13 protein-coding genes are annotated in these 13,978 nt (G+C 55.2%); 7 read left to right on the forward strand and 6 right to left on the reverse strand.

Going from position 1 to position 13,978, the window contains the following annotated elements:
• Positions 1 to 223 precede the first annotated feature (223 nt).
• Positions 224 to 1,507 (forward strand): putative acyl-CoA thioester hydrolase, encoded by a 1,284-nt coding sequence (locus GBC03_21755; protein ID QFS72645.1) that lies wholly within the window; start codon positions 224 to 226, stop codon positions 1,505 to 1,507.
• A 68-nt stretch (positions 1,508 to 1,575) separates the two neighbouring features.
• Here the strand turns inward: GBC03_21755 and GBC03_21760 are convergent, their stop codons facing one another.
• Positions 1,576 to 2,571 (reverse strand): 6-phosphogluconolactonase, encoded by a 996-nt coding sequence (locus GBC03_21760; GenBank protein ID QFS72646.1) that lies wholly within the window; start codon positions 2,569 to 2,571, stop codon positions 1,576 to 1,578.
• A gap of 222 nt (positions 2,572 to 2,793) precedes the next feature.
• On the opposite strand from GBC03_21760, the gene GBC03_21765 reads away from it, so the two are divergent.
• Positions 2,794 to 3,612: a pyridoxal phosphatase gene (locus GBC03_21765; GenBank protein QFS72647.1), complete on the forward strand. Its 819-nt coding sequence runs from the start codon at positions 2,794 to 2,796 to the stop codon at positions 3,610 to 3,612.
• On the opposite strand, the gene modC is transcribed toward GBC03_21765, so the two are convergent.
• From modC to GBC03_21785, 4 genes are all read right to left on the reverse strand, one after another.
• Positions 3,613 to 4,671 carry a molybdenum ABC transporter ATP-binding protein ModC gene (modC, locus tag GBC03_21770; GenBank protein QFS72648.1) on the reverse strand — a complete coding sequence of 353 codons (1,059 nt, stop codon included), beginning with the start codon at positions 4,669 to 4,671 and terminating at the stop codon, positions 3,613 to 3,615.
• Positions 4,672 to 4,673: 2 nt separating this feature from the next.
• A complete protein-coding gene (modB, locus tag GBC03_21775) occupies positions 4,674 to 5,363 on the reverse strand; it encodes a molybdate ABC transporter permease subunit (protein QFS72649.1) in 690 nt (229 codons plus the stop codon).
• Positions 5,363 to 6,136 carry a molybdate ABC transporter substrate-binding protein gene (modA, locus tag GBC03_21780; protein ID QFS72650.1) on the reverse strand — a complete coding sequence of 258 codons (774 nt, stop codon included), beginning with the start codon at positions 6,134 to 6,136 and terminating at the stop codon, positions 5,363 to 5,365. The genes modB and modA overlap by 1 nt, the downstream gene beginning before the upstream one ends.
• Positions 6,137 to 6,392: 256 nt before the next feature.
• A complete protein-coding gene (locus GBC03_21785; GenBank protein QFS72651.1) occupies positions 6,393 to 6,542 on the reverse strand; it encodes a multidrug efflux pump-associated protein, AcrZ family in 150 nt (49 codons plus the stop codon).
• Positions 6,543 to 6,670: 128 nt separating this feature from the next.
• Between GBC03_21785 and modE the strand changes: the two genes are divergently transcribed.
• From modE to GBC03_21810, 5 genes are all read left to right on the forward strand, one after another.
• A complete protein-coding gene (gene modE, locus GBC03_21790; protein ID QFS72652.1) occupies positions 6,671 to 7,459 on the forward strand; it encodes a molybdenum-dependent transcriptional regulator in 789 nt (262 codons plus the stop codon).
• A 191-nt stretch (positions 7,460 to 7,650) separates the two neighbouring features.
• A complete protein-coding gene (scpA, locus tag GBC03_21795; protein ID QFS72653.1) occupies positions 7,651 to 9,795 on the forward strand; it encodes a methylmalonyl-CoA mutase in 2,145 nt (714 codons plus the stop codon).
• Complete coding sequence (meaB, locus tag GBC03_21800; GenBank protein ID QFS72654.1) at positions 9,788 to 10,783, forward strand: methylmalonyl Co-A mutase-associated GTPase MeaB; 996 nt, start codon at positions 9,788 to 9,790, stop codon at positions 10,781 to 10,783. Before scpA ends, meaB begins: the two co-directional genes overlap by 8 nt.
• A 10-nt stretch (positions 10,784 to 10,793) precedes the next feature.
• Entirely contained in the window at positions 10,794 to 11,579 is a 786-nt protein-coding gene (gene scpB, locus GBC03_21805) for a methylmalonyl-CoA decarboxylase (protein QFS72655.1), read from the forward strand.
• A 19-nt stretch (positions 11,580 to 11,598) separates the two neighbouring features.
• Complete coding sequence (locus tag GBC03_21810; GenBank protein ID QFS72656.1) at positions 11,599 to 13,077, forward strand: succinate CoA transferase; 1,479 nt, start codon at positions 11,599 to 11,601, stop codon at positions 13,075 to 13,077.
• Here GBC03_21810 and GBC03_21815 read toward each other — a convergent pair.
• Positions 13,074 to 13,970, reverse strand: a complete 897-nt coding sequence (locus tag GBC03_21815; protein QFS72657.1) for a LysR family transcriptional regulator — start codon at positions 13,968 to 13,970, stop codon at positions 13,074 to 13,076. The genes GBC03_21810 and GBC03_21815 overlap by 4 nt on opposite strands.
• Positions 13,971 to 13,978: the final 8 nt, after the last annotated feature.

Raw genomic sequence — 13,978 nt, forward strand, 5'->3', positions numbered from 1 at the left:
GCCCTCTCCCACTTGTCTTAGGTTGTATAGACATTTATTTGAGATCGCGCGCGGGAAGTCAATCATCCAGGGCAAAAATGTTACTTAATTGTGACGTTCGCGGTATCAGGATCCGCGAGGAGTGGTTTAAAAAACAACTTTTTAGCTTTTCGCCTTCCCGTTTTGCTCAACTTAGTATAAAAAAGCAGGCTTCAATGGATACTTTTATAGCCCGGAGCAACTCGTGAACACATCATCAGTTTCCCGTCTGGCGCTGGCACTGGCTTTTGGCGTGACGCTGACCGCCTGTAGCTCTACCCCGCCGGATCAAATTCCTTCCGATCAAACCGCGCCTGGAACCTCCTCGCGCCCCATTTTGTCGGCGAATGAAGCGCAGAATTTTGTCGCTAAAAACTATTTTTCTTCCCTGACGCCGAACACTGCGCCGTGGACGCCGTCCTCGATTTCTCTGCCCGCGCAGCCTGACTTTGTCGTCGGCCCGGCCGGTACGCAAGGCGTGACCCACACCACCATTCAGGCGGCAGTGGATGCAGCGATCACCACGCGCACCAACAAACGTCAGTACATTGCCATTATGCCGGGTGAGTATCAGGGAACCGTCTATATCCCTGCGGCACCGGGCAGCCTGACGCTATACGGAACGGGTGAAAAACCGTTAGACGTGAAGATTGGCGCGGCGATTGACGGTGAAATGAGCACCGCTGACTGGCGTCATACGGTGAACCCGGGTGGGAAATATATGCCAGGTAAACCGGCCTGGTACATGTTTGACAACTGCCAGAGCAAACGCGGCGCGAACATTGGCGTGATGTGTTCAGCCGTACTGTGGTCACAGAACAATGGCCTGCAGTTGCAGAATCTGACCGTTGAAAACAATCTCGGCGACAGCGTGGATGCGGGTAACCACCCGGCCGTTGCGTTACGCACCGACGGTGACAAAGTTCAGATCGACAAGGTAAACATTCTGGGCCGCCAGAACACCTTCTTTGTGACCAACAGCGGCGTGCAGAACCGTCTGGAAAATGACCGTCAGCCGCGCACCCTGGTCATCAACAGCTACATCGAAGGTGATGTGGATATGGTTTCCGGTCGCGGCGCAGTGGTGTTCGATAACACCGACTTCCGCGTGGTGAACTCCCGTACTCAACAAGAAGCGTACGTCTTCGCACCGGCAACGCTGTCGAACATTTACTACGGTTTCCTCGCCACCAACAGCCGCTTCACCGCCGCCGGTGACGGCGTGGCGCAACTGGGCCGCTCACTGGATGTTGACAGCAACACCAACGGTCAGGTCGTGATCCGCGATAGCGTGATCAACGAAGGCTTTAACATGGCGCAGCCGTGGGCTGACGCGGTGGTCTCGAAGCGTCCTTTCGCGGGCAATACCGGCGCGAAAGATGATAAAGGCGAAACCCAGCGTAACCTGAACGACACCAACTTTAACCGCATGTGGGAATACAATAACCGCGGTGTGGGCAGCAAAGTGGTGGCGGCACCGAAGCAGTAAGCATAAAAAAACCGGCATCCTGCGATGCCGGTTATTCTTTTTACTTGCGGGTTAAAAATCTACCCAAATTAATACGCGTTAACCACTACCCACATCGGGCCCTGGCCTACCGCATAACGTCCCTTTTCCGTCAACAACCCCTGCTCACCGGCAATCTCGTACACCGCAATATGGTGCGACTTCTGTCCGGCGGCAATCAGGTATTTCCCACTATGGTCAACGTTGAAACCGCGCGGCTGCGTTTCGGTTGGCTGGAAGCCCTCTTTGGTCAACACGCTGCCATCTTCTGAAACGCTGAATACGGTAATCAGGCTGGCGGTGCGGTCACAGGCATACAGATGACGACCATCGGGCGTAATGTGTATGTCCGCCGCCCAGCGGGTGTCAGAGAAATCAGCCGGCATCATATCCAGCGTTTGCACGCATTCGATGTCGCCGTGCGGATCTTTCAGCTCCCAGACGTCCACAGAACTGTTGAGCTCGTTGACGCAGTACGCATATTGCTGATTCGGATGGAAAGCCATATGACGCGGACCGGCCCCTTCAACGGTGGTCACTTCTGCTGGCTCTTGCGCCACCAGCTTACCGTCATCGCTGAGGGTAAACAGGCAGATGCGATCCTGCTTCAGCGCAGGCACCCACAGGGTGCGGTTGTCCGGAGAGATATTGGCAGAGTGACAGCCATCCATCCCTTCCACCACATCCACAAGCCCGGCCGGCAGGCCGTCTTCCAGACGCGTCACGCTGACGTTGCCCGCATTATAGGAGCCGACAAAGACGAAACGCCCATGATGATCGGTTGAAATGTGTGTTGGGCTGCCCGGCAGTGCGGATTCTGCGGCAAACGTCAGCGCACCATCATCCGGCGCAATCCGGTAAGCCAGCACGCGGAATTCAGGACGCACGCCCACGTAGAGATAGCGTTTATCCGGGCTGACCACCATCGGCTGAACCTGCCCGGGCACATCAACCACCTGTACCAGCTTCAACGCGCCATCATGACCCAAGCTCCAGACGTGGATCTGTTGGCTTTCAGGGCTGGCGGTATAAACGGTTTGCTTCATGAATGCTCCTCTGCTTTAGGCAACTGGCTGCAATAATGGAATACAGCTTAACGTAGTCGCTTTTAACGGTGAATGCTGAATCTATATCCGTCATACTTCAAGTTGCAGCCAACGCACCTGCAACTCGAATTATTCAGGGTATACGTACTAAATTTTGCCTGCTCCCCGTCCCGGTGTACCATTCAGGCAGACAAAATTTTCAATGTTAATCGGGATGACGATATGACCACTCGCGTGATTGCCCTGGATTTAGATGGAACCCTGCTGACCCCGCAAAAGACCCTGCTCCCCTCGTCTGTCGAAGCGCTGTCACGCGCCAGAGCGGCGGGTTACCAACTTATCATCGTCACCGGGCGTCATCACGTTGCGATTCATCCTTTTTATCAGGCACTGGCGCTGGATACACCTGCAATTTGCTGTAATGGCACTTATTTGTATGATTATCACGCAAAAAATGTTCTTAAGGCCGACCCCCTACCGGTTGACCAGGCGCTGCAGCTTATTACATTGCTGGAATCGCATCAGGTTCATGGTCTGATGTATGTCGATGACGCCATGCTGTATGAGCATCCGACCGGCCATGTCATTCGCACATCAAACTGGGCGCAGACGCTGCCACCGGAACAGCGTCCGGTCTTCACTCAGGTGCCTTCACTGGCGCAGGCGGCGCGCGATGTCAACGCGGTCTGGAAATTCGCCCTGACAGACGACGATATCCCTAAACTGCAGCAATTTGGCAAACATGTCGAACAGCAACTGGGCCTTGAATGCGAATGGTCGTGGCACGATCAGGTCGATATCGCCCGTCAGGGTAACAGTAAGGGCAAACGCCTGACCCAGTGGGTCGAATCTCAGAGCAGTTCGATGGAAAACGTGATTGCCTTCGGGGATAACTACAACGACATCAGCATGCTGGAAGCGGCCGGTACCGGCGTGGCGATGGGCAATGCTGACGACGAGATCAAAGCACGTGCTAACGTCGTCATCGGCGACAACACCACCGACAGCATTGCGAAGTTCATCTATAGCCAACTGCTGTAATCAGGCGGTTATGGATACGCTCTTGATTTGCGCGTACAGCCACAGGCCAGGTTTGATCCCCAGTTCATCCCTGGCCCACGGGCTTATGCGCGCCCACAGCGTTTTGCCCCCGACCTCAAGCTGAACTTCCACCTGCCCGTTATCGTCGTAGCAGTGGGTCACCTTCGCGCGCAAAATATTGCGGATACTGGTCTGCTGCGGCGGTTGTAGCACCAGTGAAACATCCGACGCCTGAATACGAATGCGCAACGAGGCTTGCAGCGGTTCATTGAGCTTATTGACCCACAAATGCTGGTCGCCCAGCGCCAGTGCCGTCATGGCGTAATGCGGATGATGCTCCAGCACGCTCACCTTCAGGATGCTGCTCTGCTGTTCTTTCGGCAGCCACGGATGCATCACGCTGCTGCTCCAGACCTCTTCGAGCGCACCAAACGCCTTCACCTGACCGTCTTCCAGTACCATCACGTTATCGGCCAGATGGAGAATCTCGTCGAGCGAGTGGCTGACGTAGAGCATGGGAATGTTGATCTCCCGCGCCAGGCGTTGCAGATAGGGCAACAGTTCGCGCTTACGCGGAATATCCAGCGAGGCGAGCGGTTCATCCAACAGCAGCAATTCCGGCGCGGTCAGCAGCGCCCGGCCAATCGCCACACGCTGTTTTTCACCACCGGAGAGGCCGCCCGGCAGTCTGTCGAGCAGGGGCTCAATACCTAACAACGCCACCAGCTTATCAAACTGACCGGCCATGCTTTTCGCCATGCCATAACGCAGATTGCCGCGTACTTTATAATGCGGAAACAGGCGCGCATCCTGAAAAACGTAGCCTACCCGACGTTTTTCCGGCGTCAGACAAATATGTTTTTCCGTGTCGTTCAGCACCCGTCCGTTGAGCACAATGCGCCCTTTCTGCGGTCGAGTCAGGCCACTGATGGCATTGATGAGCGAGGTTTTTCCGGAACCGGAGACGCCGAAAATCGCGGTGATACCGCTGGCGGGCAGCGTTTCGTTGAGCGTGACGCAATGGGTGCCCAGCGTCTGGGAGAAATTGAGTTCCAGCATGATTATCGCCCCGCCCGCTCGCGGCTGAGCCGCGCCAGCCATTCAGAAATCAACAGTGAAATCAGCGCCAGTACGATGGAGATAAGGCACAGTCGCGCCGCTGCGCTTTCACCGCCAGGCGTCTGGATCAGGGTATACATCGCCGAAGGAATGGTGCGCGTTTCTCCGGGAATGTTGGAGACAAAGGTAATCGTAGCGCCAAACTCGCCCAGCGAGCGGGCAAATGCCAGCACCGTGCCGACAATAATGCCAGGCAGCGTTAGCGGGAGAGTAATGGTGAAGAAGACGCGCCAGCGTCCAGCGCCCAGCGTCCGGGCGGCTTGTTCCAGCTTGATGTCCACCCCTTCCAGCGCCAGCCGGATGGCGCGCACCATCAGTGGGAAAGACATCACTGCCGCCGCCAGTACCGCGCCGCGCCAGCTAAAGGCAAAGGTAATACCAAACCAGTCGTACAGCCACTGACCGATAAATCCGCGCCGTCCCATCGAGACCAGCAGCAGATAACCGACCACCACCGGCGGTAACACCAGCGGCAGATGCAGCACGCTATCCAGTAAGGCTTTGCCTGGGAAGGTGCAGCGCACCAGCAGCCAGGCAAAGAAGATCCCAAACGGCAAACTAAACAGCACGGCCAGGGAAGACACTTTCAGGCTCAGGAAAACGGCCTGCCATTCGGGATCGGTCAATATCATTACTTGGTCGTAAATCCGTAGCGTTTAAAGATTTCAGCAGCCTGCGGTCCTTTCAGGTAATCATAGAACGCGCTGACCGTAGCGTTTTTATGTCCATCGACAATCGCGATGGGGTATTCCACTTTTTTGTGCGAGTCTTCCGGGAAGGTGGCCACGACTTTAACCCCTTTGCTGGCAACCGCGTCAGAACCGTAAACGATGCCCAGCGGCGCTTCGTTACGCTCGACCAGCGCCAGCGCGCCGCGCACATCTTCTGCTGGCGCCAGTTTCGGTGACAATGTTTCCCAGGCACCCAGTTTCTGCAGAGCTTCTTTCGCGTAGATCCCCGCCGGAACGTGTTCCGGATCGCCCACCGCCAGACGTCCACCGTTCAGCAGCGTCGTCCAGTTGGTTTTACTGTCGATCGTAAAATCTTTCTGCTCACTGGCTTTTGGCGCAACCACCACAAGGCTGTTGCCCAGCAGCGTCTGACGCGATGCCGTATCAATCGACTTTTTATCTACCGCGTAGTCCATCCATTTCTGATCGGCAGAAATGAACAGATCCGCTGGCGCACCGGCTTCTATCTGGCGAGCCAGCGTCGAAGATGAAGCAAAAGAGGAGACCACGTCGACATTCTTCTCTTTTTTGTATTCTGCCGCGATATCCTGCATCGCGTTAGTCAATGACGCCGCTGCAAATACCGTGATTTTCCCTTCATCCGCCAGCGCATGTCCGGCAACAGTCAGTGATAATGTTGCCCCAGCAAACAGGCGTAACCATGTACGAGCCATCTGTAACTCCTTTCGAGTGTCGTTATGTAGACGCAAATATAACGACAAAGCAACGTTTTTCCCAGAAGTTATTGATACCTATAAGAGGTTACGCAAAGAAAATATCGGCAGGAATGAGGAGAACTTGAGAAACAATCCCCATTGGATTTCGGGTTGCATTAGGGCGGCAAATCTTTGAGCGATCGGGCGCGGCCAACAAAAATGCGGCCTGAAAGACGAAGGAGACAAAAACGCCCGACTGAGCGGGCGTTTGAAATCAGTGATTCTGTCTGGACTGGTCTTTCTGACCGATACCGGAGAAAATGTTGAACACTTCACCGAGACCGTAAATCAGACCCAGGATGATGGCCATCACCACAGGTACCATGATTACGGCGAATACCAGACTTTTCAATAACTCTAACATGGTCAACTCCTGATATAGTCCTTGTAGTATTCTAACCGCATCACTGAGAAAAGCACTCCCCTTTTGTGCGGTCGGCTTTGCGTCTCTGTGGTTTTCCGTCACAATAACCTTTTTACCAGGATCTTGTTATGCAAGCCGAAATCCTTCTTACCCTGAAACTTCAGCAAAAACTGTTTGCCGATCCCCGACGCATCTCTTTGCTCAAGCATATTGCACTTTCCGGTTCCATTAGTCAGGGCGCGAAAGATGCAGGCATCAGCTATAAGAGCGCCTGGGACGCCATCAATGAAATGAACCTCCTCAGCGAGCAGACGCTGGTCGACCGAGCGACAGGCGGCAAAGGCGGTGGTGGCGCAGTGTTGACCCGCTACGGGCAGCGCCTGATCCAGCTTTACGATCTGCTGGGGCAGATTCAGCAAAAAGCCTTCGATGTCTTAAGCGACGATGACGCGCTGCCTCTCAATAGCCTGTTAGCGGCGATCTCGCGTTTTTCCCTGCAAACCAGCGCGCGTAACCAGTGGTTTGGCACCATTACCGCCCGCGATCGCGATCAGGTGCAGCAGCATGTCGATGTGCTGTTAGCCGATGGTGAAACGCGGCTGAAAGTGGCGATTACCGCCCAGAGCGGCGAGCGACTGGGGCTTGATGAAGGCAAAGAAGTCCTCGTACTGTTGAAAGCGCCGTGGGTGGGGATCACCCAGGACGACGCCATCGCCCAGGCGGCGGATAACCAACTCCAGGGCATTATCAATCATATTGAACGCGGCACAGAACAGTGTGAAGTATTAATGACGCTGCCGGACGGTCAGATACTGTGCGCCACCGTACCCGTGGATGATGCCGCATCGCTGTCCGAAGGCGCTAACGTTACAGCGTATTTCAATGCCGACAGAGTGATTCTCGCGACATTGTGCTGAGTATCGCCGCAGCAGTATAACGGCGGGAAGTTACTCGCCGTTATTTTTTCTTTGAAATTCATTACAAAATGAATAATCCCACCCGGCAAAAAACGACGCATCGTTGGCTATTTTTTGCTGGCGACAGGGGGCATTAAAAAGCTCATCGTACCCGCAATACCCTCTTTTTATTGCGGATTACGGAGCAAAAAATGTCAGACTTACCGGAGTGGCAGACACTCGCCAACAAGGAGCTCAGCCGACGGGGAAAAACCGTCGAGTCGCTGGTTAAACAGACAGCGGAAGGCATTGCCATCAAGCCGCTGTATACCGAAGCCGATCTCGATAAACTGGAAGTCACCGGCACCCTTCCCGGTCTGCCGCCTTACGTACGCGGACCGCGCGCAACCATGTATACCGCGCAACCGTGGACTATCCGTCAGTACGCCGGTTTCTCTACCGCCAAAGAGTCTAACGCTTTCTATCGTCGCAACCTCGCCGCCGGACAGAAAGGCCTTTCTGTGGCTTTCGATCTCGCCACCCACCGTGGTTATGATTCCGATAACCCACGCGTCGCGGGCGATGTCGGCAAAGCGGGCGTGGCGATAGATACCGTCGAAGACATGAAGGTACTTTTCGACCAGATCCCTCTGGATAAGATGTCAGTGTCGATGACCATGAACGGCGCGGTACTGCCAGTGATGGCGTTTTACATCGTCGCGGCGCAAGAGCAAGGCGTGACGCCGCAGCAGCTAACCGGAACCATTCAGAACGATATTCTGAAAGAGTACCTGTGCCGCAATACCTACATCTACCCGCCAACGTCCTCAATGCGAATTATCGCCGACATCATCGCCTGGTGTTCGGACAACATGCCTCGCTTTAATACCATCAGCATCAGCGGCTACCATATGGCCGAAGCGGGTGCCAACTGCGTGCAGCAGGTCGCCTTTACGCTGGCCGATGGCATTGAATACATCAAAGCCGCCCTTTCCGCCGGACTGAAAATTGACGACTTCGCGCCCCGCCTTTCGTTCTTCTTTGGCATAGGCATGGATCTGTTCATGAACATCGCCATGCTGCGCGCGGCGCGTTATCTGTGGAGCGAAGCAGTTAGCGGTTTCGGCGCAACCGATCCGAAATCCTTAGCGCTTCGCACCCACTGCCAGACCTCTGGCTGGAGCCTGACCGAACAGGATCCGTATAACAACGTGATCCGTACCACTATCGAAGCGCTCGGCGCCACGCTTGGCGGCACCCAGTCGCTCCATACCAACGCCTTTGACGAAGCACTCGGTCTGCCCACCGACTTTTCCGCCCGCATTGCACGTAACACGCAGATAATCCTTCAGGAAGAGTCAGAAATCTGCCGCACCGTGGATCCGCTTGCCGGATCATACTATGTGGAATCGTTGACCGATCAGGTAGTGAAACAGACGCGGGAGATTATCAGGCAGATCGACGAGGCTGGTGGGATGGCAAAAGCTATCGAAGCCGGGCTGCCGAAACGGATGATCGAAGAGTCCTCTGCCCGCGAACAGTCGCTGATCGACCAGGGCAAGCGCGTGATTGTCGGCGTCAACAAATACAAGCTGGAAAAAGAAGACGCAACGACCGTACTGGAGATAGACAACATTAAGGTGCGTAACGAGCAGATCGCCTCGCTGGCGCAGGTCCGCGCGACCCGCGATGATGCCGCAGTTAACGTCGCGCTGGCGGCGTTAACCCACGCCGCACAGCATCATGAGAATCTGTTGGCCGCCGCCATTCATGCGGCGCGCGCACGCGCCACGCTGGGTGAAATCTCCGACGCGCTGGAATCCGCATTTGACCGTTATCTGGTGCCAAGCCAGTGTGTCACTGGGGTGATTGCGCAGAGCTACCATCAATCCGAGAAATCGGCCTGCGAGTTTGACGCCATCGTTGCGCAGACCGGGCAGTTCCTCGAAGACAATGGTCGCCGTCCCCGCATTTTGATCGCCAAAATGGGCCAGGATGGTCACGATCGCGGTGCGAAAGTGATCGCCAGCGCCTATTCCGATCTCGGGTTCGATGTCGATCTCAGCCCGATGTTCTCCACCCCGGAAGAGATCGCCCGTCTGGCGGTAGAAAACGATGTACACGTCGTCGGCGCCTCATCGCTGGCGGCCGGTCACAAAACGCTCATCCCTGAACTGGTCGCCGCGCTGAAAAAATGGGGGCGTGACGATATCTGCGTGGTCGCCGGCGGCGTGATTCCCCCCCAGGATTATGCCTACCTGCAGGAGCTCGGCGTAGCGGCAATTTACGGCCCCGGCACGCCGATGCTGGACAGCGTACGCGATGTGCTGAGGCGGATAAGCCAACATCATGATTAACGAATCCACGCTGGCTGACACCGTGAGGCTATTACGGCAGGGAGAACGGGCCACGCTCGCCCAGGCCATGACGCTGGTGGAGAGTCAACATCCTCGCCATCAGGCGCTGAGCGCACAACTGCTGGATGCCATTATGCCTTTCACCGGCAACGCGCTGCGCCTGGGCATCACGGGCACGCCGGGCGCCGGGAAAAGCACGTTTCTGGAGGCTTTCGGTACGCGTCTTACCCGCGACGGACTGCGCGTGGCGGTGATTGCCGTCGATCCCAGCAGTCCTGTCAGCGGTGGCAGCATTCTTGGCGACAAAACGCGAATGACCGAACTGGCGCGATCGGATGCGGCCTTTATCCGCCCGGCGCCCTCGCGTGGTCATCTGGGCGGTGCCTGCCTGCATGCCCGGGAACTGGTGCTGCTGTGCGAAGCGGCGGGGTTCGACGTTGTGATCGTTGAAACCGTCGGCGTTGGACAGTCGGAAACGGAAATCGCTCACATGGTGGACTGCTTTGTGTCGTTACAAATAGCCGGTGGCGGCGACGACCTGCAGGGCATCAAAAAAGGGATCATGGAAATGGCGGATTTGATTGTCATCAACAAGGATGACGGTGAAAACCACAACCACGTCGCCATCGCCCGCCATATGTACGAAAGTGCACTGCATATTTTGCGCCATAAATATACCGAATGGCAGCCGCAGGTACTGAGCTGTAGCGCACTGGAAAAGCGCGGTATTGACGAGGTCTGGCAGGCCATCTGCGATTTCAGAACCCAGTTAACCGCCAGCGGACGACTGCAGCAGGTGCGCCAGTTGCAGGAAATTAACTGGTTGCAAAAACAGACAGAAGCCGAGGCGCTGCGGCTCCTGTTCTCCCGTGACGACTTCGACCGCTATTACAACCTGACGCAGCAGGCCGTCAAAAATAACCATCTCTCGTCACGCGCCGGTCTTCAGCAAATCAGCGAATACCTTCTGAATCATTACTTTGAATAAAGAGAAAAATATGTCTTATCAATACGTTAATGTTGTCATTATCCGAAAAGTGGCAGTCATTGAGTTCAACTATGCCCGCAAGCTGAACGCCCTGAGCAAAGTGTTTATTGACGATCTCATGCTGGCGCTCAGCGATCTCAATCGCCCGGATATTCGCTGTATTATCCTGCGTGCACCAGCCGGTGCGAAGGTATTTTCCGCCGGTCACGATATTCATGAGCTCCCCGCTGGCAGGCGCGATCCGCTCTCTTATGACGATCCGCTACGCCAGATCACCCGCATGATTCAGAAGTACCCAAAACCGGTTATCTCCATGGTCGAGGGCAGCGTCTGGGGAGGCGCATTTGAGATGATCATGAGTTCCGATCTGATCATCGCAGCCAGTACCTCCACGTTCTCTATGACTCCGGTCAACCTCGGCGTTCCGTACAATCTGGTCGGTATCCACAACCTGACTCGCGATGCGGGTTTCCATATCGTCAAAGAGCTGATCTTCACCGCCTCCCCTATTACCGCACAGCGTGCGCAGGCGGTCGGTATCCTCAACCACGTTGTCGCCGTCGAAGAGCTTGAGGATTTCACGTTGCAGATGGCGCACCATATCTCGGAAAAAGCGCCGCTTGCCATCGCGGTGATAAAAGAAGAGCTACGCGTGCTTGGCGAAGCGCACACCATGAATTCCGACGAGTTCGAACGTATTCAGGGAATGCGCCGTGCCGTTTATGACAGCGAAGATTATCAGGAAGGGATGAACGCGTTTATGAATAAACGTAAACCCAATTTTGTCGGCCACTGATACCGGGAAGGGACACAATATGAAAGACCCCTGGGCACGGATGAGCGCCGACGACGCGGCGCAGATTATTGAACATAATGCGATGGTTGCCTTCAGCGGCTTTACCCCCGCGGGTTCTCCCAAAGCACTCCCTGCGGCTATCGCCCGCCGCGCCAGCGAACTCCATCAGGCGCAAAAACCGTTTCAGATTAGGCTGCTGACGGGGGCGTCTATTAGTGCTGCCGCCGATGATGTACTGTCCGAGGCTGACGCCATCTCATGGCGCGCGCCGTATCAGACGTCAGGCAGCCTACGGCAAAAAATCAATCAGGGTCAGGTACGCTTTGTAGACTTACATCTGAGCGAAGTGGCACAGATGGTTAACTATGGCTTCTTTGGTGATATTGACGTCGCGGTGATTGAAGCGTCAGCCATTACGCCTGACGGACGGGTCTGGCTTACCAGCGGGATCGGCAATGCCCCCACCTGGCTGCTGCGGGCAAAAAAAGTCATCATTGAGCTGAATCACTACCACAACCCACGCGTCGCTGAACTGGCTGATATTGTCATTCCCGGCGCGCCGCCGCGTCGCAACAGTGTGCCCATTTATCATGCGATGGATCGCGTTGGCACCCGGTATGTGCAAATCGATCCTGACAAGATTGTGGCGGTGGTTGACGCTGAACTGCCCGACAGCGGAAACGTACTGGATAGCGCCAACCCTGTCTGCCAGCAAATCGCCGATAACGTCGTGACTTTTCTGCTGGAAGAGATGGCGCGCGGGCGCATTCCACCCGAGTTTCTGCCGCTGCAAAGTGGGGTTGGCAATATCAATAATGCCGTGATGGCGCGGCTTGGGGAGAATCCGGACATTCCGCCCTTTATGATGTATTCAGAGGTGTTGCAGGAGTCGGTCGTCCATCTGCTGGAAACGGGAAAAATCACCGGAGCCAGCGCCTCCAGCCTGACGGTATCCGCCGATTCCTTGCTGAAGATTTACGACAATATGGACTTCTTCGCCAGCCGTATTGTGCTCCGCCCGCAGGAGATCTCCAATAATCCGGAGATTATCCGCCGTCTTGGGGTGATAGCCCTGAACGTGGGGCTGGAATTTGATATCTACGGTCACGCCAACTCGACACACGTGGCCGGAGTGAATCTGATGAACGGCATTGGCGGCAGCGGTGATTTTGAACGCAACGCCTATCTGTCTATCTTTATGGCACCGTCCATCGCCAAAGGCGGCAAGATTTCCACCATCGTCCCGATGTGCAGCCACGTTGACCATAGCGAGCACAGCGTGAAGGTGATCGTCACCGAACAGGGGATCGCCGATCTTCGCGGGCTCTCACCGTTGCAACGGGCGCACACGATCATCGACAACTGTGCCCATCCACTTTACCAGGACTATCTGCACCGCTATCTCGATAGTGCGCCAGGCGGGCACATTCACCACGATCTCAGCCACGTGTTCGATCTGCACCGCAATCTGATTGAATACGGTTCGATGCTCGGCTAATTCACCTCTGTGCCACGATCTTCCGCAATTTGCTGAAGCATCGTGGCGGTATAGCGGTGGTTTTTCAACGAGTACAGGTATTCCTGCATATACATCGGACGGCCGGGCGCATCGAAATACTTCAGTGTCGCCGGGTTCACCAGACGCCACGCAAAGTATGGGATCACGGTCAGAAACTGCCCGCGCTCCACCGCGCTGATCTTCGCCATAAAGCTGTAAGGGCGGTAGATAATCGTCGGGTTAATGCCGCATGGCCGCATATGTGCTTCCAGTATTGCCTCAAAATTGGCCCGATTCTGAAAACGCATTTGCAGCCAGGGCAGTTCACGTAGCAGATCCTGCGGCTGTTTACCCTCGTAGCGACGGGAAACGAGGAACCCCAGACGCAGCGGCTTCAACTCACTGATGGTCAGATTATCCAGTTCCTGCACGCGGGCCGAAACATACTGCGGCGAAATGATAAAATCGAGTTGACGGCCAAACAGGTTATCAATGACTTCGTTTTCGCTGAACTCAATAGACTTAACGGTCACGCCGTCGTACTTGTCGCCCAGGCTAATCAACTGGTCGAAAATAATCGTCGGATAGGTGTTGTCTACGCCAATCACAATATTGCGCGAACCGCGCACAGAGTGATGAATTTCATTATCGATCGCCGACAAGGACTGATAAATCGGAAACAGTTTCTGATACAACTCCTGCCCGGCCTTGTTCAGACTTATGCTGTTATCCTTGCGGGTAAACAGCGTATAGCCAATCTGATCTTCCAGCGCCGAAATACTTTTGCCAAACGGCGATGCCGTCATGTGTATTTTTTCAGCCGCTCTGGCGATATTATTGGTTTGCGCCAACAGGATGAAATTACGCATTTTTTTCGAGATAAAAATATCCACAAAATACT

The organism is Citrobacter telavivensis, assembly GCA_009363175.1.
In the GTDB taxonomy this organism is placed as follows: domain Bacteria; phylum Pseudomonadota; class Gammaproteobacteria; order Enterobacterales; family Enterobacteriaceae; genus Citrobacter_A; species Citrobacter_A telavivensis.